The organism is Streptomyces sp. NPDC050988 (assembly GCF_044456225.1).
Classification (GTDB): Bacteria; Actinomycetota; Actinomycetes; order Streptomycetales; family Streptomycetaceae; genus Streptomyces.
In genome coordinates, this window is sequence record NZ_JBITFQ010000039.1 from 13240 (window position 1) to 37339 (window position 24100).

Here is a 24100-nt window from a genome sequence, read left to right on the forward strand (position 1 = left end):
GGGAGTGATGTTTCACGTGAAACATCACTCCCCTCGCCGCGGGGTGGACCCGCGCACCGACTCGGCGGCCGGGATTCGCCTCAGAGTTGGAGCTTGAACCCGACGTGGGATGCCGTGAAGCCGAGCCGTTCGTAGAAACGGTGGGCGTCGGTGCGACTGACGTCGGAGGTCAGCTGCACCAACTGGCAGCCCTCGCTCCGGGAACGGTCGACCGCCCACTCGACGAAGCGGCTGCCCAGGCCGCTGCCGCGCTCGTCGGCATGGACGCGTACGCCTTCGATGATCGAGCGGGTCGCGCCCTTGCGGGACAGCCCCGGAATGATCGTGAGTTGGAGCGTGCCGACGACACGGCCCTCGCGCACGGCGACAACCAGATGCTGGTTCGGATCGCTTCTCAGACGCTCCAGGGCGGCCAGATAGGGGCTCAGGTCGTCCGGTGACTCGCGCTGCGCTCCCAGAGGGTCGTCGGCGAGCATCGCGACGATGGCAGGGACGTCGTCCGGGACGGCCGGTCGTATCTCAAGATCTCCCATGGCTGCACCCTACGCAGACGGGTCCCTACGCAAACGTGCCCGAGAATGACCCGCCCGAGCAGGACGCGTTCCAGTGCGCGCAGGGTGGCCGCGCTCGCTACGCGGAGGCCGGCACGCTCGCCGACTCGACGACGCGGACCAGTGGAGCCAGTTCGGGGTTCGTGGCCGCTGCGTCGAGTGCCTCGCGCAGGGCCGCGTCATTGGTGGGCCGGGCTTCGTCGAGCAGCTTGAGGCCCGCCTCGCTGACGTTCGTGTAGATGCCACGCCGATCGGTCGGGCACAGGTAGCGCAAGAGCAGCCCGCGGTCCTCGAGGCGGGTCACCAGTCGCGTGGTGGCGCTCTGGCTGAGGACGACCGCGTCGGCGACCTGCTTCATCTGGAGGTGGCCGCCGTCGCCGTCGTGCTGACGGCTGAGGACGTCGAGCAGTGAGTACTCGCGCACGCTCAGGTCGTGCTTGGTCTGCAGGGCCCGTTCGATGTGCGCCTCGATCCTTCCGTGGAGCAGGGAGAGGGCGCACCAGCCCTGGGCGAGGGCGGTGAGCGCGGGGTCCGTCGCTGTCATGGCGTTCTCCTCCGTACCGGAGCGGCTGACACCAGGATAGAGCACTTCCGCAATAGTCCGCGCTTGCATTTAGTCGGCGTCTGCAAGTATTGTCGACGCACGTAAAGCGCTCCTGCAATCGTCTGGGAAGGTTCTCCCCATGCCTCTCGCGCTTCTTGCCCTCGCGATCGGGGCCTTCGGAATCGGAACCACCGAGTTCGTGATCATGGGCTTGCTGCCCGAGGTCGCTGGTGACTTCGGTGTCTCGATCCCCACCGCGGGCTTCCTTGTGACCGGCTACGCGCTCGGCGTCATGTTCGGCGCGCCGCTCATGACGGTCCTCGGCACCAAGGTTTCCCGTAAGCGGATGTTGATGCTCCTTATGGGGCTCTTCGTCGTCGGCAACCTGCTCTCCGCCGTCGCTCCCAACTTCACCGTGATGCTGATCGGCCGTGTGGTCGCCTCGCTCGCGCACGGTGCCTTCTTCGGCATCGGCTCGGTCGTCGCCGCGGACCTCGTCGCGCCCGACAAGAAGGCCGGCGCCATCTCGATGATGTTCACGGGCCTGACCGTCGCCAACGTCGTCGGCGTGCCGCTGGGCACCCTCATCGGCCAGTCCGTCGGCTGGCGCGTGACGTTCACGATCGTCGCGGCCCTGGGCGTCCTCGGCCTGGCGGGCATCGCCAAGCTCGTCCCCGAGATGGCCAAGCCGGAAGGCGTGCGCCTGCGCCATGAGCTGGCCGCGTTCAAGAACGTCCAGGTGCTGCTCGCGATGGCGATGACGGTCCTCGGCTTCGGCGGAGTCTTCGCGGCGATCACCTACATCGCGCCGATGATGACGCACGTGGGCGGCTTCGCCGACGGCTCCGTCACCTGGCTGCTCGTCCTCTTCGGCATCGGCATGGTCGGCGGCAACCTCGTCGGCGGCAGGTTCGCCGACCGCGCCCTGATGCCGATGCTGTATGTCTCCCTGGGCGCCCTCGCGGTCGTACTTGCGCTCTTCACGCTCACCGCGCACAACAAGATCGCGGCGGCCGTGACCATCGCGCTGATCGGTGCCCTCGGGTTCGCCACCGTGCCGCCGCTCCAGAAGCGGGTGCTCGACCAGGCGCACGGCGCCCCGACACTCGCCTCCGCCGTGAACATCGGCGCCTTCAACCTCGGCAACGCCCTCTCCGCCTGGCTCGGCGGGCTGGTCATCGCGGCCGGCCTCGGCTACACCGCCCCCAACTGGGTCGGCGCAGTCCTCGCTGCAGCCGCCCTCGTGCTGGCCTTCCTCTCGGCCGCTCTGGAGCGCCGGGCCGACGCCTCCAACACCGCCGACGGCCTGATCGTCACCGGGGCAGCGTCGGCGGAGTCCGGGCAGCAGAAGGCCGCTGTTCACCACTGACCCGCTGCCTGGGCGGTCGTATCCGCCCTGGCGTGGGGGGGGGGGGGGGGGGGGGGGGGGGGGGGGGGGGCCCGCGCCCCCCCCCCCCCCCCCCCCCCCCCCACGTCAGTGTTCTAGGTGGCCAGCCCGCCGCCGACTCACATCACTGCCCACACGGCTCGGAATGCGAGGACGCGCTGGTCGACGCACGCTGAAGGCATGAACAGCCGGACCCCTCCAGGCCCTCCGGACGGGCCACTGCAACCCCCGAACCGCGGCGACAGGACCCAGTCGGCGCCACGTCCAGCGCGCTCCCGCTGGAGGATCCTTACCCATGCGAGCGCGGCTCTCGTCGGACTCTTCGTCGGTGTGCTGATCGGCGTCACGAGCAACTCCAGCACCAACAAGGCAGCGCCTTCAGCCACGGTCACCACGACAGCGACCACCACGCGCATGGCCACCGACATCGCTCCGTCAGCAGTCGGCAAGGTCTCCTCGGGCGGGTTCCCCGGCGATGGCACGTACGTCGTCGGCAACGACATCAAGCCCGGCACCTACCGCAGTGCGGGCCCGCAGGGCGGCCTCATCACCAGTTGCTACTGGGCCAGGCTCTCCAGCACCTCCGGCGAGGTGAAGGACATCATCGCCAACGGCGCCACCAGCGGCCCGACGACCGTCACGATCGCCGCCACCGACAAGGCGTTCAACACCACGGGCTGCAAAGCCTGGAGGAAGATCAGCTAGAGCAGTGTCGAGTATCGCATGCCGAGATCACCAGGCTCCGGCTTCTATTGGCTGCCCTCCGCGTGCCAGACAAGTCCAATGGCGGAGGTGCTGGAACGACCCAGGCACGAACCGCACCGGGCGTGGGCGGATCTGGACCGGATAGCACGCCACATTTTGAAGCGGAGGCACGCGAGCCGGAACCCATTGCCTCACTTGCTGCCAGCTAGGCGCTCTGACCGGGCACCTCGGGCAAGCTGGCAATGCTCGAAGCACCGAAGTGCGATCTCCCTACAACCCACGCCCTAAGGGGCTCAATTTGTTGAGGAGATCAATCCATGGATCCGTTTGCGCTTCTGCTGATCGCCATCATCTTCATGATTGTGCGCGAGAGGTCATAAGCCCGGATGAGAGGTGCTTAGAGCACCGCCGAGGGCCCTTTCGGGGGTCCTCGGTCATATAGCCGGTCTGACGACTACTGAGGCCGACCAACCGCGCCGCGCGGCGACCGCTCGCGGGTACGTCTCCCGTGTTAGATCCCCCGGCCCGATCCCGAGGCCGGTGAGCACCGCACGGTCAGGCATCCAGCGGCTCCGCGCCGTGCGCCTGCGCGATGGCGTCGATACGGCGCGCGAGGTCGAAGTCCGCCTCGGTCAGCTTGTGCCCAGCATCGTGCGTGGCGATCCCGAACCACAACCGCCCCCGCCGCAAATCGATGTCCGCATGATGGCTGATGAGCCGCTCGACATCGGCGACGTGCACGATCATCGCCACACGGTGTCCAGTGTAAAGCCCACGGCCAGCCATCGCCCCCCTCCTCAGACGAACGTCCCTCGCGTCGTAACGCCCAGTGGTAGCCTCGTCGTGGCCTTCAGGGGGCCTGTCCTGACGCTGAGTTGCCCCAATGCAGCGTCATCTACGGGATGAAGAAGCCTTAGCTTCACCGGGTTCGATTCGTGTGTCAGATTGCACCCTTACCGGGTGCGCCGATCAGTTATCGGGCGCTTCGGGGCAGCAGCGTTCGAGGACGGATCGTGCCATGTCTGCTGGCGGACGCCTCGCTACCCTTGTTCGGACTCGGATCACCTACACCGGTGAGCCGTATCAATTTGCTCTGGAAGCCTTCAAGAACGCGCGCACTCCCACGCCTTTGCCGGACTCCACCGGTGATCAGGCGCTGCTTGAGTCGCAGGTCTTGTCAAAACTCGGCGACGGCGGATCCTGGTCTGCTCACCCCACGGGTATCGCTGGCGTACGCCTGAGCCCAGGCAGGCCCATCGTGGTCTATCTCGACAGCCACGTTGAGCTTTCCCAAGGCGGGAGCTATCCCGTGGCATGGCACGCCCTCGATCGCCTCTTTTCATACACCGCAGCTGACATCCAAGTGAATGGCGTCCTAGGGCTGCGCATCGCCGCAATCCATGGGAGCGACCTACACCTCACTCTGGCGGAGACCGAGAGCCGCCTCATCATCCGCGGCGTCCCCGGCACCACATGGGAGGACTACCTCGACGAACGATGGGATGACCTGGTCAGGCTCCGCGCCGCGCCCTTGTGGCGATCCCCCTCATTCAGCGATCTCGAACGGCAGGATGAGCAGTCGCACCCACTAGTCCGGGGCGCAGAAAAGGACATTGCATGGGCAGGTGCGGGTTTGCTGCGCAGGATCGCACTGTTCCACACGTCCAGCTCTGCCTACTCCACACGGTCGTGGATATCCGGCAGCGAGTGGATCTTCGAACTGGACACGCGCCATGATATTCGTCTCGATCACGACACCCTGCTTGCTAGGCTCACCGACCCCGTTTGGGGGATGCCACTCCGCGTCGTCAAGCATCACTGCACCTGTGACGACCCACCTTTGGAGCACGACTGGTACATGCGGCAGTGCACTTACGAACTGGCGCACAGCGACGGCCCGAGATGCGGGCTCCAGTTCCGATTCCGGTGGGGCCACGCCGCATACGGAAAAGACGCCAGGAAACAACTTGAAAGGCTCGGCGCCGACGCCGGCTGGCTCGATCGTGTACTTCCGGGGGATGCGCAAGGCTCTCGTGGGGAGGCGGCCCCGTGAACTGGGACACCATCACGCTTTACGTTTTGGCCAGCTTCGGCGTCATTCTTCTCGCTCTAGGTCAGCTCCGCGAACTCCTGGGAAAGGTCGCTGAAGTTGTCAGCGCATGGCACGAACTTCGGAGCAGCATGCGCCGGAGTCCCGAGCCCCAGCGCGCGCCGTCTACCGCGCGGCAGAGCCTCAATGATGAGTGATTCCCACATCCCTGGACCTGTACATCGACCGGCCGGCTATGTGTTTGATGGCAGCGTTCGCGGACAGACCCTGGCCCTAGGCCAGGGTGAGGTCCGGGCTAACGACCGGGCTTGGGTGCCTGAACCAGCGATGTAGTGGATGAACATGTGCCTGGGACTGAGGACGTGGACGGCTTCCATGCCGTCCGGGCATCGTGACGCCACACTCGTCCCTATGTCCATCCGTCCAGCGACACCTGGGGCCCATGGGTGAGATACCGGTGGAGCGCGCTCGCGGTGGTGTCCACGAACTCCTCAGGGATGGCATCGGCATCAACCCAGCAGACCTTGGCGTGCTTGCGTGGCTCACGGTTCTCTGGTTCGCCGGTCCACTCGTGAGCGGCGAAGACGACAGTGAGGAAGCCGTTGGGGGCTTCGACGCCCCAGGCGCCGTGGATGATGTGGGCGACCTTCAGGGACTCCGGCTTCACGGTCAGGCCGGTCTCCTCGTACAGCTCCCGCACGGCGGTCTCGGTGACGGGCTCGCCGGGTTCGCTCTTGCCGACGGGGATGTCCCACATACCTTGGGCGAACTTGGCGTTCTCGCTGCGCTGGAGGAGCACAACCCGGTTGGTGGTCTTGTCGTGGACGATGACGGCGGCGACCAGCAGGGTCATGGATTCGAGGGCGGGCGGTAGGGCTTTGGGCTGGTCGTCGGTTGTCCGCTGATCCACGGCTGGTGTCCCTTCGTCGGCCGTTTGGTGGGCAGCTTAGGCCAGTGCTTCGCGTGTGCGGCGGGCGAGTTCGGCTGCTCCGGGCACTTTGCGGCGCTGGTAGATGGAGAGGGTGGAGCGGAGCGAGGTGATCGCTTTGCGGGTGCGGTCAGAGGTCATGCCCTCCATGAGAGTCAGGGCTTGGGACCAGGCGGCGACGGCTTCGTCGGCGCGGGCCTGGGCAGCGAGGCTGTCGCCGAGGTCGGCGTAGGTGAGGACATGTACGCGCTTGTATTTCTCGGGGTCCCAGCGGATCAGCGCGTCTCGGTGCTGCTGTTCCGTGCCGACATGGTCCGCTAGATCGGTGAGCGTGCGGGCGGTGTGGCTGGCGACGGTGCCGGCGGCGGGGCCACTGACTCGGGAGTAGCTGGGCTGAGGAACGTCGTCGCGCAGGAGAGCGTCTTCGGCGGCAAGCAGAGCGCGGGCCGCTGCCGGCCTCTCACCGACGGCAGCGAAGGCGCGGGCGTGGGTGATGTGGAGGAGCGCTTCGGTCTGGCCGTCGACGTGACCGAGACCGCGGGTGAGGGCGCCTTCGACGAGGTCGACGCAGTGGTGGGGCTGCTTGAGGCTGAGCGCCTGGTGGGCGAGGGCCCGCATCATCCAGGCGGCGTGGCCGTACGGGTCGGCCTCCCAGGCGAGCTGGTAGCCGACTTGGTAGTAGCGCTGGGCGGCGCCTTCCTGGCCGAGGTCGTGGTGCTTCCACCCTGCCAGGTAGGCGAGTTCGGCCACAGCGCCGAAGGCTGCCCGTCGTAAGGCTTCGCTCGGGTAGCGGCCCCGGAGCATGGGGGCGGCGGTGTCGGCGAGGTAGGCGGTGACCGTGGTCAGGCCGTGGCCGCCGCCGAGGCGTTCGTCGGCCGCGCTGAAGGCAGCGGTGATCTGCCGTACGACGTCCACATCCTCCGTCCCGACCACGGACGTGCCGGTGCGGGCGCGGAGCATGCGGGCGGTGGCCTCGTGGTCGTGGGCGAGTGGCATGGCGACGCCGGCCGTGGTGAAGGCGGCCACCGCGAGGAAGCGGCGGCGCTCAACGTCGGCACGGCCGAGGTTAGTTGCGGCCAGAACGGGATCCCCTTCGGCCGACTCCTCGCCATCAGGTGCGTGTAGACCGATCTCGCTGTGGGTGATGATGCGGCCCGTGCGGCGGGACAGAGCTTCGGCGAGGTACTGGCCGGTCCGTCCGGTCGGCTGGCGTGCGCCGTTGGCCCAGTGGGAGACGGCCGACTTGTTGGTCTGGAGGATCTCGCCGTTCTCGGCCGCGATGCGCCGGACGTCTCTCGCCAGGGCCTCGTAAGTGCACCCGGTCGCGTTGATGGTGTCGCGCAGCCGGGAGTTGGGTCTTCTCTCCGCTGCCACGCTCGCCTCCGTCCGGGGTTGTAAACCGCGTATACCGCTTCGCCTGCCTCTCACCGTACCCACTGTGCGTGACGGAGGGTTCACTAATCATCAGCCGCCCGGCCCGGTCCGACACCGTGACCAGGCTCCCCCTTCGGCCGGGCGGCCCCCGAAGTTCCGTACGCCTACACCGCGTTCGGGCATTCCTGTGCCCGGACCCGGCCGATCAGAGACGGAGACACGGTGACCACCATCGACACCGCGGCCATCACGGTCGTACTGCCCGAAGCGTTCGACGAGCGCTGGAGCCGCCTGCCCGGCATCCAGATCGACGGCCGACGCATCACCATCGACCCGGCCGAGTACTTCTTCCGCTTCGAGTCCAGCACCTGGCTCGTCGCCGACTGGGGGCTGGTCAAGTCCCAGCTCATGGAGGCGGAGGAGACGACCGAGAGCACGGTCGAGCAGCTCGCGCTGCAGTTCATCAAGGACCACGCCGAACCCACCTCGGACGCCGTCCAGGTGCTCGCCACCGCCTACGAGGTGTACGCGTACCTCTTCCGCGACGAGCACCTCGCCGGCCTCGGCCTGCCGCAGTTCACCGCCGACCACCTGCGGATGCTGCGCGAGGCGGCCACGCTGATGGCGCTGAACAAGGTCGAGTTGGACGGGCACATCTCCAACGTCGGCCCGTGCTGGTTCTTCCCCGCCGCCACCTCCGTGGTCTTCGACCTGGACGACGAGACGGGCGGCATGCTCGACGAGGTCTACCACGGCGGCTGGTTCAACGAGCACCGCCGCATCGAGTCCATCAAGGCCCACGCCGCCCTCGGCGGACGGCTCGTGCACGGCTGCCAGTCGGTACCGGACCAGTCCGGTGGCGTCGTGGCGCCCTACGGTGCCTCGATGACCGCCTTCCGCGACGACCTCGCGGCCTTCAAATCCGGCTGGATCGAGCAGGTCTACGCCCACCGCGCGGCACCGGCCGCGTAGCACCACCGCCCTGGCTCCGGGGCTGGCCGACACCTCGCCCGCCCCGGACGCCACCAACCCCCTGGAGCCCCCTCGTGACCGCGAACCCCAGCACCGAACTCCTCGACAACCTGCTCACCCTGGTCGGCCGGACCACCGCCGTTCGCGAGGAGGTGCGCGTGTGGTCCATGTCCGGCGTCGAGCGCCTGACCCTCCCCGACGGCACCACCGCCATCTTCAAGTACGCCAAGAGGCCCTTCGACAGCGAAGACCAAGCCCTCCGGCTGGCACACACCCTCGGTGTCCCGGTGCCCGCCGTTCACACCTCCGCAGTGCTGGACGGCTGGCTCGGCATGCTGCTGGAAGACCTCGGTGCTCCGATTCGCGAGGCCGACGACCTCGACGGCGCTACCGCAGCCGTCGTCCTGCACGCCACCCGCACCGCCTCCGCCCTGCCCGTCCTCGACCAGGAGCAGCTGCGCACCCTGCCGAGCCGGGCCCTGGAACACCTCGGCCGACTCCGCAAAGCCGAGCGGTGGCAGGACACGGACGACGTGGAGGATGCGCTCGACCGGATCGCACAGGCCGCCGGAGAACGCTCGGCCGACGCGACCGTGGCTCCGTTCGGCTGGGCGCACTCCGAGTTCCACCCCACCAGCCTCCACATCGGCCGGCACGGCTGGCGGCTGCTGGACTTCGCCCGCGCCTTCACCGGCCCCGGTCTGCTCGACCTCGCCAGCTGGCACGGCACCCTCGACACCCCCGACCCCGTGCGCCTGCGCGTCTTTTTGGACACCTACGTCACCGAAGGCGGCACCCCCGACGCCCTCGCCGAACGCGGCGGCCTCCCCGCCGAGAAATGGGCGCTGGGCTGGCACCGCATGTGGGCCGTCGAATGGTTCATGGAGCAGTCCATCCGCTGGATCAACGACCCGGCCACCGACCCCGCCTACATCAAGGCCGTACACCGCCACCTCACCGATGTCCTCCGCTTCCTGGAGGTCTAGGTGCTCGCCCACGCTTCCCCCTGGAACGTCCACGCCCTCCAACGCACCACGGCCAGCCCAGCCGAGCCGCTGACCGTGCCCGCACGGATGGAGTGGACCACAAGTCCCGGCAGCGGACCCGGCGCCGAGATCCTCGGCCCGGACCTGCGCCGCAAGCGCGTGGCGGAGCTCGGCTGCGGCCCCGGCCACAACGCCGCCCACCTCGCCACCCGCTACGGCGCCCACGTCACCGGCGTCGACCTTGTCGGCCTCCAGGTCCGCCGAGCCCGCTCGCACTACGGGCGGCTGAACAACCTCACCTTCGTCGCCGGCCACGCCCTGCACTACCTGCAAGCCTCCGACGAACACTTCGACGCCCTCTACTCCGTCTTCGGAGCCATCGGACTCGTCGCCCCCGAGATCCTGCTCCCGGCCATCGCCCACCATCTCAAACCAGGGTGCACCCTCGCTTTCTCCGTCCCTCACCCTCAACGCGGCGGCCTACGCCCCGCTGCCGACGACCAGCCCCGCCGCGACTACGTCACCCTGCCCGACCGCACCCAACTACCCATCGTCCGCTGGGACTTCGACGCCGCCCGCTGGGAGGAACACCTCGACCGTGTCGGCCTCTGGCTCACCTCGGCCCAGGAGTTCCATGACGCCCGCCACGGCCGCTGGCCCACCACCCTGCTGATCACCGCGCGCAAGCTCTGACCCCCACCCCTGCTCCTCTGGGAGAAACCGATGCGCCCGCCCTACCTGCTCCTCGACGTCGACGGCGTCCTCATCCCCTTCCCGGACGAGGCGGGGGCCAGCCCGGCCACCCACGTCCGCCACGACGTCGTGCCCACTGGTCGCGCCGCCGACGACCCGGTCACCATCTGGCTCAACCCTGCGCACGGCCCCCTGCTCATGCAGGTGCTCCGGACCGGCCTGGTCAGCCCCGTCTGGTGCACCAGCTGGCGCCAGGACGCCAGCACGATCATCGGTCCGCTCCTCAGCCTCCCGCCCATGCCGTATGTCGACCTGCCACGTCCGCAGATCATCACCAGCCACCCCAACGGCTATCTCTGGAAACGCGACCATGTCGACGCCTGGCTCGGCGACGCGCCCGTCATCTGGATCGACGACGACTTCACCAACCTGGACCACGAATGGGCTGTAGAACGCACCGGCCGCGGCCAGGCGACCGCGCTTGTCCAGCCTGATCCCCACGTTGGGCTGCTGGCCGAGCACCTGGTCGAGGTCCTGGCGTGGGCCGCGCTGCTGCCGGTCGCGCAGGCTGATGTCCCAGGAGTTCCACTTGAAGCCGAAGCCGCGTAGCGGAGACAAGCCGCACGCATCGCTCACGCAAGTCACCTCGCGGCACCACGACCGCGTGACACGTCATGCCCCGAACAACACAAAAGGCCAGGTCACGGGCTATGTGACCTGGCCTTTTCGGAGCCCCCTGTCGGATTCGAACCGACGACCTGCTGTTTACAAGACAGCCGCTCTGGGCCGGACTGAGCTAAGGAGGCATCGCGCACTACAACGCCGTGCACGAAGGCGGCTCCACTGTACACAGACCCCACAGCCCCGATCCACGAAGTTGTCCTGGCAGGGGACCTCGAAACCGATGCGTAACCACTCGCGCACCCGTTCGTTGAACGGACTGACGTGCTGTTCCGAATATCGGACTCCGAGGGGGGCTCGTGGAGGGGTCGGCGGGGAAGCCGAAAGCGGTGAAGGGTGTCCAGGCCAAGCGCATCAAGCATGAAGAGCTCGGCATCGAGGACCGCCGCAAGCACAAGGACCGCAAGGCAACTCCCCTCAAGAGCCATGCCAAGGAGACCGGCGCCCACCATCGCGTCTACCGGTTCCGCTTCTATCCGACGGAGGCGCAGGCCGAGCAGTTGGGGAAGACGTTCGGTGCCTGCCGGTGGGTCTACAACGAGGGGCTGAGCCTGCGGTCGGGAGCCTGGGAGCAGCACCGGGTCAACGTGGGTTTCGCGGAGACGTGTCGGGCGCTGACGGGTTGGAAGCGGGCCGAGGAGAGGGCGTGGCTCAAGGAGGTGTCCTCGACGGTGCTGCAGCAGGCCCTGCGGCATCTCGATCAGGCGTTCACGCGGTTCTTCAAGGGGTTGGCGAAGTATCCGAAGCGGAGGAAGAAGCAGCGGTCGCGGGATGCGGCGACGTATGTGCGTACGGGGTTCAGATGGGTCGAGGATCCCGAGCGGCCGGGAACGGGCCTGATCACGCTTGCCAAGCAGTCCGAGCCGTTGGACGTCCGCTGGTCCCGGGCGCTTCCTGCGGGGGCGGTTCCGGTCCGGTTGTCGGTGACACGGGACCGGGCCGGTCGGTATTTCGTGTCCGTGCTCGTGGAGGAGCGTATGACGGCCCTGCCTGCCCTCTTCCTCCCGGATTCGCGGGAGCCGAAGGCGGTCGGGCTGGACCTGGGGCTGGCGTCCTTGGCGACGCTGGATGACGGTACGAAGCTGGATCATCCGCGGCTGTTGAAGCGGTACGCGGAGAAGTTGGCGCGGTTGCAGCGGGAGCTGCACAAGAAGGTGAAGGGATCGAAGAACCGGGAGAAGGCCAGGCAGAAGATCGGGCGGCTGTACGCCCTCATCGGTGACGTACGCAGGGACATGCTGGACCAGTTCACGACCCGCCTCGTGCGCGAGAACCAAGTGCTCGTGGTGGAGGACCTGTCCATCGTGCCCCTGTTGCGTCCGGCTCGCGGCAAGGGTCGTCGGCGGAAGGCGAAGCTGAGTCGGGCGATCATCGATGCCGGGCGGGGTGAGCTGTTGCGGCAGCTGCGGTACAAGAGCGAGTGGTACGGCCGGACATTGGTGGTCGTCGACCGCTTCTTCCCCTCCACTCGCAGATGCTCGGCCTGTCACGTGAAAGGCCCGAAGCTGGATGTCTCCGTCCGGGAGTGGACGTGTGCGGAGTGCGGTGTGGTGCACGACCGGGACGTGAACGCGGCGGCGAATCTGCGGGATGAGGGGATGCGCCTGTACTGGCTGGTTGCGTCCGCACTGCCTCCGGACCGGAAACCGCCGACCGTGATCAAGGCTTCGGAGTTGGAGGAGTGTCTGCTGGCCGCGTAGTCGGGCCGGTGTGCGGTACGGACCGACGGGCCGTCGGCCGGAATGCCGGTGGAGCCTGTGTAAGACCGTACGTGACGGCGGGGTAGCCCGTTGTCCGTCGGCAGCGGGCTGTGAAGCGGGAAGCCCTGGCAAGGTCAAAAGTGCGTTGCTCTGGCTCGCGGGTTGATTCCGAGGCGAGTATCAGAATCGGAAGGGTCTGGCTTCACCCTGTCGAAAATTTCCTCGAACTTCATCGCCCGCGGAGTACTGACAGAACGTGTGAACGCGAGGTAGCGTCCTGAACCAGTCCGCTCATGTGGACTACACCACTACGGACCGTTCCGTAGCGGTCACACCACCTTTACAACGGATCGTCCGGCACGTTCCTGCCGGTGAAGGGGGCCTACGACCCATGGCCACTGTCTCGTTCAACAAGGCGACCCGCATTTACCCGGGTGGCGACAAGCCCGCCGTCGACCAGCTCGAGCTCGACGTCGCGGATGGCGAGTTCCTCGTCCTCGTCGGCCCCTCCGGCTGCGGAAAGTCCACCTCCCTGCGGATGCTCGCGGGTCTCGAGGACGTCAACGCCGGCTCGATCCACATCGGTGACCGCGACGTCACGCACCTGCCGCCCAAGGACCGGGACATCGCCATGGTGTTCCAGAACTACGCGCTGTACCCGCACATGACGGTCGCCGACAACATGGGCTTCGCGCTCAAGATCGCCGGCATCAACAAGGCCGAGATCCGCCAGAAGGTCGAGGATGCGGCGAAGATCCTCGACCTCACGGACTACCTGGCCCGCAAGCCGAAGGCCCTCTCCGGTGGTCAGCGCCAGCGTGTCGCGATGGGGCGCGCCATCGTGCGTGAGCCCCAGGTCTTCCTCATGGACGAGCCGCTGTCGAACCTCGACGCCAAGCTCCGCGTCTCGACCCGTACACAGATCGCGTCGCTCCAGCGCCGCCTCGGCATCACCACCGTGTACGTCACCCACGACCAGGTCGAGGCCATGACGATGGGCGACCGCGTGGCCGTACTGAAGGACGGTCTGCTCCAGCAGGTCGACTCGCCGCGCAACATGTACGACCGCCCGGCGAACCTCTTCGTCGCCGGCTTCATCGGCTCCCCGGCGATGAACCTCGTCGAGGTCCCGATCACCGACGGTGGCGTGAAGTTCGGCAACAGCGTGGTGCCCGTCAACCGCGAGGCCCTCAAGACCGCCGCCGACAAGGGTGACACCACGGTCACCGTCGGCGTCCGTCCGGAGCACTTCGACATCGTCGAGCACAACGGCGCCGCCGCCTCCTCCCTGTCGAAGGACACCGAGGACGCCCCGGCGGGCCTCGCCGTAACGGTGAACGTCGTCGAGGAACTCGGCGCCGACGGCTACGTCTACGGCAGCGCCAAGGTCGGCGACGACCTCAAGGACCTGGTCGTCCGCGTCAGCGGCCGCGCGGTCCCGGAGAAGGGCGCCACCCTGCACGTCGTGCCGCGTCCGGGCGAGACCCACGTGTTCTCGACGTCCACGGGCGAGCGTCTCTCCGACTGACGGCTGGCGGCTGGCGGCTGACGACCGGGTCGGCCGGGTCCGACCCGGCCGATCCACGGAGATTTCACCCAGGTTGACGAAGAAGGCCCCGCAGACCGCTGCGGGGCCTTCTTCGTTGTCGACAAATACCCCGGCAGAACAGGCATTTCGATACCCGTACGTCAACATCAAACTCGAAAACGACGGTTTACCCGTCCCCCGAATTGATTACTAAATGTCGCCAAATCATCACCCCGCGCTACCCTCACTCGCGTGAAGCACTCCACTAACCACTCGACGCGACACGGCCGTGGTCCCGCCGGCCGACCGACACGGCACGGCCGCGGTCCGGCCCGCCGGATCGGCCGTACTCTCGCCCTCGTTCTGCCCGTCGTCCTGGTGCTCTCCGGGACGCTCGCGGTCACCCGAGTCAACTGGTCGGGAAACAGCTCCTCGACATCGGTGCTCGCCGCATCCGCCGAGGACGTCTCCCGACGCGCCCCGTCCCGCGCCCCGCAGGACGTGCTGCGCGACAAGCTCCTCCTCGAACTCCAGGAGAAGAACCCAGGCGTGGCCCTCACCCACCTCCAGGAGGCGGTGAACGGCCGTCCGTCGCTCGCCAAGCACTGCGCGTCCATCGCCCGCGCCCTGGGCCGCGCCGCCGTCCGCGCCTACGGCCCGACCCGAGCCCAGTCGTTCGCCCGCCCGGTCTGCGACACATCCTTCGCCACGGGCGTGGCAGCCCAGCACACCTGAGCCCCGCACGGGGCCCCGTAAGGGGCGCGGGGAACTGCGCGACCAGCCCCCACCGGCCCGCAGATCCCCACCCCGCGCACCCCGCACAAGCCCACCCGCAAAACCCGCGGGGCGCCACGTACAGTTCGGGTCATGACCGATCCGAACGCCGCGTCGCGCCCCGTTCAAGCCGTCGTCCTGGCCGGCGGCCAGGGCTCCCGGCTGCGTCCCTACACCGACGACCGTCCCAAGCCGATGGTCGAGATTCCCGGCACCGGGACCCCGATCATCGGCCACCAGCTGGCCTGGCTCGCCGAGGAGGGCGTCACCGACGTCGTCGTCTCGTGCGGCCATCTCGCCGAGGTGCTCCAGCAGTGGCTGGACTCGGCCGAACTGCCCGTCTCCGTAACCACCGTGGTCGAGACGGAGCCCCTGGGCCGCGGCGGCGGCCTCAAGTTCGCCGCCAAGCACCTGCCCCACCCGGACCGCCCCTGGTATGCGACGAACGGCGACATCTGGACCCGTTTCTCGCTGCGTGAGATGGCGGACTTCCACACCGAGCGCGACGCGGTGGCCACCCTCGCGCTGGCCCGCCCCCGCATCCCGTGGGGCGCCGTCGAGACCGACGACTTCGGCCACATCACGGACTTCATCGAGTCCCCGCCGACCGCGTACGGCATCAACGCGGGTGTGTACGTCTTCTCCCCCGAATTCGCCGCCCTGCTGCCCGACCTCGGCGACCACGAGCGGTCCACGTTCCCCCGCCTGGCCCGCGAACGCCGCCTGGCCGGCTACCCGATCCCGCAGGGCGCCTACTGGCGCGCCATCGACACCGCGAAGGACCTCACCGAGGCCGCCAAGGAGCTGGCGGCGCTGGGGCGTTGAGCAACTTGTTCCGACCCGCAGAAGCGGCATGTACGACGATGGGGCCCGGCACCTGAGTGGTGCGGGCCCCATCGTCGTACGGTCTGCGCCGCCGTACCGGCTGTACGGTCCTGGGCCGCCGTACCGGCTTGGCCGTGCCGCCCTGTCGGCGGGCGGGTCAGCCCAGCAGGCCGCCCACGAGTCCGGAGCCGCCGGAGCCGGAGCCGCCGCTGCCGCCGCCCGTGCTCCCGCCGGAGCCGGAGCCGCCGCCACTGCCCGAGCCGCCGCCCGAGCCCGTACCGCCGGTGGTGCCGCCCGAGGAGGACGGACCGGCGCTGGTGCTGGGGGCCTGCGGCGGGGCCGACTGCTGGGGCGGGGCCTGACCGGAGCCCTGCGTCTGGCTGGGCTGCCCGGCACCGGCGCCCGCGGTCTCGCGAGCCGCGCCCGGTGTGGTCGCGGCACCCGAGGGGCTCGCGGAAGTGGCGCCCTGGGTGGGCGAGTTGGCCGCCGAGGGGCTCTCCTTCTGGCGGCGCTGGCCGGGCTCCTCCGGGAGCGGGGAGCCGGGCAGTTCGTTGCGCGGAGCCTCGCCGGGTCCGGGGACGACCACGCGGTCGGCGTCACGGACGGCGCCGCCGAGCAACGAGCCGATGAGCAGGGTGAGTCCGACGACGATGGTCGTGACGAGCGCGCCCCGGCGCAGGACGCGGCTGCGCAGTTCCCAGATGTCGGCGCGCGGTCCGAGCGTGCGCCAGGCCTCGCCGGCGAGGCGGCCGTCGATGGAGTAGACGGGGGCGCCCGCGATGATCAGCGGGGACCAGGCGGCGAGGTAGATGATGTCCGGTGCGTCGTAGGCGGGGACGGACTTCCAGCTGACGGTGAGGAGCAGCGCCGCCGACAGCAGCGCGCCGACGACCGCGGCGACCCGCTGCCACAGGCCGAGCACGGTGAGGACGCCGACGATGACCTGGAAGAAGGCGATGAGGAGTCCGGCGCCGACGGGGTGTTCGAGGGCGAACTGGCGCAGTGGCTCGGCGAGTTCCCAGGGGTGCAGGGAGTTGAGCCACTTGACCATGGAGCCGCGCTTGCCGCCGTCGAAGTAGACGGGGTCGCACAGCTTGCCCATGCCGGCGTAGATGGAGATGAAGCCGAGGAAGACGCGCAGCGGGAGCAGGACGACGCCGAGGTTCATCCGGCGGCCGGGGTAGTACCCGTGGCGCACGGGGGCGGCGCCGTGCCGCTTGAGCGCGCCGCCGTCCTCGTCCCGGTACTCGCCGGCGTCGTACGAGTCGTCGTCCTCGAACTCGCCCTCCGCGTACGGGCGTTCGCCGAGCTCCTCGTACGCGCTGCCCGCGCTGCGCATCTGCGGCAGGAGGCGGGTCTCGGGGCCGCGGACGGTCGGTGTCTCGACGGTGGCGTCGACGTCGAACCCGGGGGGTCCGCCCTCGCCGACGCGCGGGATGACCTGGGTCGCACCGCCGTCGCCGGCGGGCGCCTCGGCGCCGTGCGGCAGACTCGTGCTCCGCACCGCCTGCAACAGCCGGGTGGCGCCGGTGTCGTCGGGGGCGGACTTCCCGCTCCAGACGACGGGCGCGCGGCGGCGGGTGCCTGCGGTGGTTCCGACGACGGGGATGCGCGCGGTGTCCTCGCCCGAGCTCAAGTGCCGCGCGGCGCGCGGGGACTGGGCCCGCGGGGCGGCGTTCAGCTGCACGCGGAAGCTCGCATGATTGACGATGACCTGCGCCGGATCGCTCGGCACCTTCACCATGCTCAGCGCGGGAGCGTCGTCGAATCCCAACGAGCGGTCCCCCGTGGGTGTGCGGGGTGTTCTGGTGTCCACACTCATCTAACCGAGTGACGTGTGTTTAGGACACTGCTTTGACCGGCCCGATCTGTCCGGACCCCGTCAAGATCAACCACCGGCCCTCAGGGGGCGCCCCGTAGGGGCGCGGGGAACTGCGCGACCAGCCCCCACGCACCCGCGGATCACCACAACCCGGCGCCGCCCAAGCCCGCACCAGGCCCGGGCTCAGCCCGGGCTAGGCCCGCTTCCGCGAAGCCTCGTACAGCACAACTCCCGCAGCCACACCCGCGTTCAACGACTCCGTGCCACCCGGCATAGGGATCCGCACCCTGAAGTCACAGGTCTCACCGACGAGTCGGGAGAGCCCCTTGCCCTCACTGCCGACGACGATGACAACGGGCCCGCCGAGGGCCTCAAGGTCACCGACCTCGGCCTCCCCGTCCGCGGCAAGACCGACCACGATGAGGCCGGCCTTCTTGTAGGCCTCAAGGGCCCGCGTCAGGTTGGACGCACGGGCGACCGGCGTACGGGCGGCGGCGCCCGCGGACGTCTTCCACGCACCGGCGGTCATCCCGGCCGCCCGGCGCTCGGGCACGACGACCCCGTGACCGCCGAACGCGGAGACGGACCGGACGACGGCACCGAGGTTGCGCGGGTCGGTCACCCCGTCGAGCGCGACGATCAGCGGGTCCACGCCCTCGTCGTACGCGGCGGCCGCGAGGTCCTCCGGGTGCGCGTACTCGTACGGCGGGACCTGGAGGACGAGCCCCTGGTGGTTGAGGCCGTTGGTCATGCGGTCCAGCTCGGGACGCGGGGCCTCCATGAGGTGGATGCCGCCGCGGTCCGCGGCGAGCTGGAGCGCCTCGCGCACCCGCTCGTCGTTGTCGATGAACTGCTGGACGTAGAGCATCGACGCCGGGACGCCCTCGCGCAGCGCCTCGACGACGGAGTTGCGCCCGACGACCATCTCGGACGTGCCCTTGCCGCCCCGGCCGCCGCGCGGCGACGGGCGGCGCACGGTCTGCTTCGCGTTGGCCTTGGCGACGGCGCCTGCAATGCGGTTCTTCTTGTGACCCTTGCGCGCTTCGGCGGGCGGGGTCGGGCCCTTGCCTTCCAGGCCCCGGCGTCGCTGGCCGCCACTGCCGACCTGCGCGCCCTTCTTGCCGGACATGCGGCGGTTGTTAGCGGCCATGACCTACCTGTCTGTGTGAAGGCGTACGTGCGTACGTCCGTGGTGTACGTGTCTGTGAAATGTCGTGCGTCTACGAGTGTGCCGCCCGGACACCCGAGCGGCACAATCGATCAAGGAAACGGTCAGCGCGGGCCGAGCGTCCAGCGGGGTCCCTGGGGGCCGTCCTCGATCACGAGCCCGGACTGGTTGAGCTGGTCACGGATGGCGTCGGCGGTGGCCCAGTCCTTGCGGGTGCGGGCGGACTCGCGCTGCTGCAGCACCAGCCGTACGAGCGTGTCGACGACTCCGTGCAGATCCTCGCCGCGGTCGCTCTCGCCCGCCCAGTGCGGGTCGAGCGGGTCGAGTCCGAGGACGCCGAGCATGGCGCGGACCTCGGCGAGCCGTGCGACCGCGGCCTCCTTGTCGTCGGCGGCCAGTGCGCTGTTGCCCTGGCGGACCGTGGTGTGCACGACGGCGAGGGCCCCCGGGACGCCCAGGTCGTCGTCCATCGCCTCGGCGAAGGCCGGCGGGACCTCGGCCGCGGGCTCGACGGCTCCGGCCTTCTCCACCACCCGCTGCACGAAGCCCTCGATCCGCGCGAACGCGGACTCGGCCTCGCGCAGTGCTTCCTCGCTGTACTCGATGGTGGAGCGGTAGTGCGGGGTGCCGAGGTAGTAGCGCAGCACGATGGGCCGCCACGCCTTGAGCATCTCGCTGACGAGTACGGAGTTGCCGAGCGACTTGGACATCTTGTCGCCGCTCATCGTGACCCACGAGTTGTGCACCCAGTAGTGCGCGAACTCGTCGCCGAAGCCCCTGGCCTGGGCGATCTCGTTCTCGTGGTGCGGGAAGATCAGGTCGATGCCGCCGCCGTGGATGTCGAATGCGGGGCCCAGGTACTTGTGGGCCATGGCGCTGCACTCCAGGTGCCAGCCGGGTCGGCCCCGGCCCCACGGCGTCTCCCAGCTCGGCTCGCCGGGCTTGACGGCCTTCCACATCGCGAAGTCCCGCGGGTCCCGCTTCCCGGTCTCGCCCTCCCCGGCGGGCTGGCGCAGCTCGTCCAGGTCCTGGTTGGACAGCGACAGATAGCCGGGCAGGGAGCGCACGTCGAAGTACACGTTCCCCTCGGCCTCGTACGCGTGCCCGCGCTCGATGAGCGTGCGCATCATCTCGACCATCTCGGTGATGTGGCCCGTCGCGCGCGGCTCGTACGTCGGCGGGAGGCAGCCCAGGGCCGTGTAGCCGTCGTTGAACGCCCGCTCGTTCTCGTAACCGATCGACCACCACGGCCTGTTCTGCTCGGCGGCCTTCCAGATGATCTTGTCGTCGATGTCGGTGACGTTCCGGATGAACGTCACGTCGTAGCCGCGGTGCTCGAACCAGCGGCGCATGATGTCGAAGTTGAGGCCGGACCGGATGTGCCCGATGTGCGGGGCCGCCTGCACGGTGGCGCCACAGAGGTAGATCGAGACACAACCCGGCGTGATCGGGGTGAAGTCACGGATCTGCCGGGCGCTGGTGTCGTACAGGCGAATAGTCACCCCTCCAGGGTAGTGGGCGACGACCAGTGCCCCGAGACCCTTCCGACACATGGCTCACGATTCGTGACATCCGCTGCACGGGCGGCCGACCCGGCCTTTTCTCGCCCCCGCCGCCCTTACCCGTCCCATCCTTCCGGGGCTCCGCCCCGGACCCCGTTGTCGGGTGCGGGGCGGTGGGGGCTGGTCGCGCAGTTCCCCGCGCCCCTGGAAGGCGGGGCTGCGCCCCTACTTCCAGCCCGTCCGGCGTTTGAGGACGAGCGCGTCAGCGCGATGCGGGGGTCTGGGGGCGGCAGCCCCCAGGGACGGGACGGGTAGGGGCGGCAGGGGCGAAGAAAACCCCTCACCCCACCCGCGCCACCAACGCCGTGGCCACCGCCATCAACCCCTCGCCCCGCCCGGGAAACCCGAGCCCGTCCGTGGTCGCGCCGGACACCGAGACCGGCGCCCCCACGGCCTCGGAAAGGATCTTCTGCGCCTCGTCACGGCGCTTGCCGATCTTGGGGCGAGGACCGACGACCTGGACGGCCACGTTCCCGATGGTGAACCCCCCGGCGCGAACGATCCGCGCCGCCTCCGTCAACAGCACAACCCCCGAAGCCCCGGCCCACTCGGCCCGCCCCGTACCGAAGTGCTGCCCGAGATCCCCCATCCCGGCCGCGGAGAAGAGCGCGTTGCAGGCGGCATGCGCGACGACATCGGCGTCGGAGTGCCCGGCCAGCCCCGGCCCTTCCCCCTCCCACTTCAACCCCGCGCACCACAACTCACGCCCTTCCTCGAAGGCGTGAATATCGGTACCGATCCCCACGAGCGGCAGCACGGGCCCCCCGGAAGCCCCCGAACCCTCAGACCCCTCAGACCCCTCTGACCTCTCAGAAGCCATCGTTCAACCTCCGCCGTGCCAGAACGGCCTCCGCCAGCACCAGATCCAGGGGACGCGTCACCTTGAACGCCTCCTCGTGCCCAGGCACGACGACCACCCGAAGCCCGAGCTGCTCGACCATGCTCGCGTCGTCCGTGACGTTCTCGGTGACGGTCTCGTGCGCACGCACGAGCGTGTCCCGGTCGAACCCCTGCGGAGTCTGCACGGCCCGAAGCCGCGCCCGCTCCGGCGTGGCGACCACGGGCTCGGGCTCCCCGGGTGCTCCCGCGGGCTCGACCTGCTTGACGGTGTCCGCGAGCGGCAGCGCGGGCACGACGGCGGGAGCCCCCTCCCGTACGGCCTCGATCACGGCATCGACCGTGTCGACGGGCACCAGCGGACGCGCCGCGTCGTGCACGAGCACGATGTCGATCCCGGGCGGCAGCGCGTCGAGCCCTATCCGTACGGACTCCTGCCGGCTGTCTCCCCCGGGTACGACGAGGAACTCGGTCCGCTCGGGCAGGGCGTGCGCGTCGAGCAGGGTCTTCACCTCGGCGGCTCCGTCGGGCGGGGCCACGACGACGACGAGGGAGACGGCACGGGACGCGGCCATGGCGCGTACCGCGTGGATGAGCATGGGTGTGCCATTCAGCGCGCGTAGCGCTTTGGGGGCGCCCGGACCAAGGCGTACGCCCCGGCCGGCGGCCGGAATCACGGCCGCCGTACGGGCCCCGGAAGACGAAGGGCGCGAATCGTCAGACATCGGTTCCTGTCAGGTTTGTATGCTCGGCCGACGTGGGTATGGCCTGGGCGTGGTACCCCCGACCGAAGGTTGGGGGAGTGCCGGGCGCGACGCCTTGACCGGACCCTTCCGTGACATTCGGTCGAGCCGCTGCCCGGGCCCGGCACGCCAAGTATCGGTCCCGTGAATGTTCACCGAGAAATGATCGGCATGAATGTTCGTGGGCACCGAGAGCAAGGTATCCGGGTACGAACATGCCGCAGCGCCCGGCGACAATGGATACGTCATCGGGCACCGCGGCATTTCATTGCGCCGAACCGCTCGTTTCACCTCTGGTCAGAAAGCGATCAGAGCGCAGACGGGCGTCAGGACGCGAGGACCTCGTCGAGCAGTGCCTCGGCCTTGTCCTCGTTCGTGTTCTCCGCGAGGGCGAGCTCGCTCACCAGGATCTGGCGGGCCTTGGCGAGCATGCGCTTCTCGCCGGCGGAGAGTCCACGCTCGCGCTCACGACGCCACAGGTCACGGACGACTTCCGCGACCTTGATGACATCGCCGGAGGCGAGCTTCTCGAGATTTGCCTTGTAACGACGCGACCAGTTCGTGGGCTCCTCGGCATACGGCGCGCGCAGTACCTCGAAGACCCGGTCCAGTCCGTCCTGACCGACCACATCACGCACGCCGACGAACTCCGCATTGTCCGCTGGCACACGCACCGTCAGGTCGCCCTGGGCGACCTTCAGCACCAAGTAGGTCTTGTCCACGCCTTTGATCTGGCGAGTTTCGATGGCCTCGATCAGCGCGGCCCCGTGATGGGGATAGACCACGGTGTCGCCAACCTTGAACGTCATGTGACAGGTACCCCTTCCGTGGCTATCCAGGGTAACACGGAAACCGCGTGTTCTGAATGGCGTTTTCGCAGGTCAGGGCATATCTCGGGGCTTGACAATCGCGACATGAACGTGCTGCGGAGGGGTAGCGGAGGACGGTATTCGCAGGTCGGAGCGGCTCTCCACGCGAAGGGAAACGCGCACGTTACAACACCCCGAGACCCCGCTCACGTGCCTGAACGTCCAGATTTGTCGGGTTCCGAGAGCCCACGTTCCGCTACTCCGTTCGGTGAGCGGAGTCGCGTACGAGAGGAATCCGGAATTGATCACGGCGGCCGTAGGCGCGTCGAAGATCGGCCCGAGAGCCGAGCCGAGATCGACAGAAGATCTACAGAAGATCAACCGGGCATCGGCCGAAGATCGATTTCCGGGATCGCCATGCATTCCTTACGTGATTTCCGCAAGAGCCGGACGGGGGGCTTACCGATGCTTCTTATGTGAATGGCAGACCAATGTGCGCCCAATGGAACCGCCGAGTGTGTTGAGCGGCCAGTGACGGGCCCAGTGACAAGGGAGGCTGACCGGGCCGGAGCGCACCCACCGGCCGCTAGAGGCGGGTCGGGTGCGGTGGCGCGGGAACGGCTCGGTAACCTGAGGCCGCTGACAGACCCTTAGGGCGGCTTTATGCAGGAGCCGCTCTGCTTCGCCCACGTTCAAGGAGTTGCCGCCGCCGTGAGCAGCAGCCTTCGACGCGGCGGACTCGCCGCCGCCGCCATCGCGTTCTCGGTCGCCTCGCTCGCCGCGTGCGGTGCCGGCAACAAGGCCCAGACGCTGGAGATCAAGCCGGACAACGCCGCCACCAGCGTCGGTGACATCAAGATCCAGAGTGCCGTCGTCGTCACCCAGCCCGAGCTGGAGTCGACCGGCCCCGCCGTCGTCTCCGCGACCCTCTTCAACGAGGGCCCAACCGCCCAGACGCTCGACTCCATCGCCGTGGAGGGCATCTCCAAGCCCGCCACGATCAAGCCCGCCAAGGGTTCGGGGGCGCTGACCATCCCGGCCGGCGGTTCGGTGATCCTCGGCGGCAAGGGCAACGCCTCCGCCGTACTGGAGAGCAGCCGTGAGGCCTTCGACGACGGCGACGCGCAGCCGGTCACCTTCACCTTCAGCAAGACCGGTGACGTGACGCTGAAGGCGTTCGTCGTGCCCGCCGAGAGCTACTTCTCCAAGTGGGGCCCGACCGAGATCCCGACGACGCCGTCCTCGAAGCCCTCCGCCTCGGGCTCGCCGTCCGGCTCGGCGAGCGGGTCGCCCTCGGGCTCCCCGTCCGGGTCCGCGTCGGGCGCGACCGGCGAGGCGGGCTCCGAGCCCTCCGACACCGCCGCCTCGTCGAGCGCCACGGCTTCGGAGTCGGCCGCGGGCCACTGACACCGGCACGACAAGACGAAAGGGCGGGCCCCCTCCACAGGGGGCCCGCCCTTT

22 protein-coding genes, 1 tRNA gene and 1 pseudogene are annotated in these 24100 nt (G+C 68.9%); 12 read left to right on the top strand and 12 right to left on the bottom strand.

The window, feature by feature from the left end; translation table 11 throughout:
* Positions 1–80 precede the first annotated feature (80 nt).
* Positions 81–533: a GNAT family N-acetyltransferase gene (locus tag ACIBEI_RS44035; protein WP_398896644.1), complete on the bottom strand. Its 453-nt coding sequence runs from the start codon at positions 531–533 to the stop codon at positions 81–83.
* 97 nt (positions 534–630) lie between these two features.
* The gene (locus ACIBEI_RS44040) at positions 631–1095 is read right to left on the bottom strand and encodes a MarR family winged helix-turn-helix transcriptional regulator (protein WP_398896645.1); all 465 of its coding nucleotides are present in this window, start codon (positions 1093–1095) and stop codon (positions 631–633) included.
* Between the two features lie 139 nt (positions 1096–1234).
* Between ACIBEI_RS44040 and ACIBEI_RS44045 the strand changes: the two genes are divergently transcribed.
* Both ACIBEI_RS44045 and ACIBEI_RS44050 read left to right on the top strand, forming a co-directional pair.
* Positions 1235–2464, top strand: coding sequence for an MFS transporter (locus ACIBEI_RS44045; protein WP_398896647.1), 1230 nt, complete (start codon positions 1235–1237; stop codon positions 2462–2464).
* Positions 2465–2662: 198 nt separating this feature from the next.
* Positions 2663–3187, top strand: a complete 525-nt coding sequence (locus ACIBEI_RS44050; RefSeq protein ID WP_398896648.1) for a hypothetical protein — start codon at positions 2663–2665, stop codon at positions 3185–3187.
* Between the two features lie 555 nt (positions 3188–3742).
* Here the strand turns inward: ACIBEI_RS44050 and ACIBEI_RS44055 are convergent.
* Positions 3743–3940, bottom strand: a pseudogene (locus tag ACIBEI_RS44055) (4a-hydroxytetrahydrobiopterin dehydratase); the annotation flags it as partial.
* 265 nt (positions 3941–4205) lie between these two features.
* Here ACIBEI_RS44055 and ACIBEI_RS44060 point away from each other — a divergent pair.
* Positions 4206–5240 carry a hypothetical protein gene (locus tag ACIBEI_RS44060; RefSeq protein ID WP_398896649.1) on the top strand — a complete coding sequence of 345 codons (1035 nt, stop codon included), beginning with the start codon at positions 4206–4208 and terminating at the stop codon, positions 5238–5240.
* Positions 5241–5646: 406 nt separating this feature from the next.
* On the opposite strand, the gene ACIBEI_RS44065 is transcribed toward ACIBEI_RS44060, so the two are convergent.
* Both ACIBEI_RS44065 and ACIBEI_RS44070 read right to left on the bottom strand, forming a co-directional pair.
* Positions 5647–6147, bottom strand: a complete 501-nt coding sequence (locus ACIBEI_RS44065) for an NUDIX domain-containing protein (protein WP_398896651.1) — start codon at positions 6145–6147, stop codon at positions 5647–5649.
* Positions 6148–6183: 36 nt separating this feature from the next.
* Positions 6184–7539, bottom strand: coding sequence for a tetratricopeptide repeat protein (locus tag ACIBEI_RS44070; protein WP_398896652.1), 1356 nt, complete (start codon positions 7537–7539; stop codon positions 6184–6186).
* 222 nt (positions 7540–7761) lie between these two features.
* On the opposite strand from ACIBEI_RS44070, the gene ACIBEI_RS44075 reads away from it, so the two are divergent.
* From ACIBEI_RS44075 to ACIBEI_RS44090, 4 genes are all read left to right on the top strand, one after another.
* Positions 7762–8511: a hypothetical protein gene (locus tag ACIBEI_RS44075; RefSeq protein WP_398896654.1), complete on the top strand. Its 750-nt coding sequence runs from the start codon at positions 7762–7764 to the stop codon at positions 8509–8511.
* A gap of 74 nt (positions 8512–8585) precedes the next feature.
* On the top strand, positions 8586–9497 hold the full coding sequence (locus tag ACIBEI_RS44080; RefSeq protein WP_398896656.1) for an aminoglycoside phosphotransferase family protein: 912 nt from the start codon (positions 8586–8588) through the stop codon (positions 9495–9497).
* Positions 9498–10190: a class I SAM-dependent methyltransferase gene (locus ACIBEI_RS44085; RefSeq protein ID WP_398896657.1), complete on the top strand. Its 693-nt coding sequence runs from the start codon at positions 9498–9500 to the stop codon at positions 10188–10190. It abuts the gene before it with no gap.
* Positions 10191–10220: 30 nt separating this feature from the next.
* Positions 10221–10799 carry an HAD domain-containing protein gene (locus ACIBEI_RS44090; protein ID WP_398896659.1) on the top strand — a complete coding sequence of 193 codons (579 nt, stop codon included), beginning with the start codon at positions 10221–10223 and terminating at the stop codon, positions 10797–10799.
* Between the two features lie 121 nt (positions 10800–10920).
* Here the strand turns inward: ACIBEI_RS44090 and ACIBEI_RS44095 are convergent.
* Positions 10921–10996, bottom strand: a tRNA-Thr gene (locus ACIBEI_RS44095).
* A 204-nt stretch (positions 10997–11200) separates the two neighbouring features.
* Between ACIBEI_RS44095 and ACIBEI_RS44100 the strand changes: the two genes are divergently transcribed.
* The 4 genes from ACIBEI_RS44100 (at position 11201) to ACIBEI_RS44115 (ending at position 15698) form a co-directional block, all read left to right on the top strand.
* Positions 11201–12571 (top strand): RNA-guided endonuclease InsQ/TnpB family protein, encoded by a 1371-nt coding sequence (locus ACIBEI_RS44100; protein ID WP_398896661.1) that lies wholly within the window; start codon positions 11201–11203, stop codon positions 12569–12571.
* 391 nt (positions 12572–12962) lie between these two features.
* On the top strand, positions 12963–14099 hold the full coding sequence (locus ACIBEI_RS44105; protein WP_398896663.1) for an ABC transporter ATP-binding protein: 1137 nt from the start codon (positions 12963–12965) through the stop codon (positions 14097–14099).
* Between the two features lie 252 nt (positions 14100–14351).
* Positions 14352–14834, top strand: coding sequence for a hypothetical protein (locus ACIBEI_RS44110; protein ID WP_269652150.1), 483 nt, complete (start codon positions 14352–14354; stop codon positions 14832–14834).
* Positions 14835–14966: 132 nt separating this feature from the next.
* The gene (locus ACIBEI_RS44115; RefSeq protein WP_143639575.1) at positions 14967–15698 is read left to right on the top strand and encodes a nucleotidyltransferase family protein; all 732 of its coding nucleotides are present in this window, start codon (positions 14967–14969) and stop codon (positions 15696–15698) included.
* A 157-nt stretch (positions 15699–15855) separates the two neighbouring features.
* Here the strand turns inward: ACIBEI_RS44115 and ACIBEI_RS44120 are convergent, their stop codons facing one another.
* The 6 genes from ACIBEI_RS44120 to ACIBEI_RS44145 form a co-directional block, all read right to left on the bottom strand.
* A complete protein-coding gene (locus ACIBEI_RS44120) occupies positions 15856–17520 on the bottom strand; it encodes a DoxX family membrane protein (protein WP_398896664.1) in 1665 nt (554 codons plus the stop codon).
* A gap of 193 nt (positions 17521–17713) precedes the next feature.
* Positions 17714–18670, bottom strand: coding sequence for a 23S rRNA (guanosine(2251)-2'-O)-methyltransferase RlmB (rlmB, locus tag ACIBEI_RS44125; RefSeq protein ID WP_362086809.1), 957 nt, complete (start codon positions 18668–18670; stop codon positions 17714–17716).
* A gap of 122 nt (positions 18671–18792) precedes the next feature.
* Positions 18793–20190, bottom strand: a complete 1398-nt coding sequence (gene cysS / locus ACIBEI_RS44130; RefSeq protein ID WP_398896665.1) for a cysteine--tRNA ligase — start codon at positions 20188–20190, stop codon at positions 18793–18795.
* A 340-nt stretch (positions 20191–20530) separates the two neighbouring features.
* Entirely contained in the window at positions 20531–21070 is a 540-nt protein-coding gene (gene ispF, locus ACIBEI_RS44135; protein ID WP_398896666.1) for a 2-C-methyl-D-erythritol 2,4-cyclodiphosphate synthase, read from the bottom strand.
* On the bottom strand, positions 21060–21812 hold the full coding sequence (ispD, locus tag ACIBEI_RS44140; RefSeq protein WP_398896668.1) for a 2-C-methyl-D-erythritol 4-phosphate cytidylyltransferase: 753 nt from the start codon (positions 21810–21812) through the stop codon (positions 21060–21062). The genes ispF and ispD overlap by 11 nt, the downstream gene beginning before the upstream one ends.
* A gap of 344 nt (positions 21813–22156) precedes the next feature.
* Positions 22157–22639, bottom strand: coding sequence for a CarD family transcriptional regulator (locus ACIBEI_RS44145; protein ID WP_003953493.1), 483 nt, complete (start codon positions 22637–22639; stop codon positions 22157–22159).
* Between the two features lie 711 nt (positions 22640–23350).
* Between ACIBEI_RS44145 and ACIBEI_RS44150 the strand changes: the two genes are divergently transcribed.
* On the top strand, positions 23351–24046 hold the full coding sequence (locus tag ACIBEI_RS44150; protein WP_398896670.1) for a DUF461 domain-containing protein: 696 nt from the start codon (positions 23351–23353) through the stop codon (positions 24044–24046).
* The last annotated feature ends 54 nt before the right edge of the window (positions 24047–24100 follow it).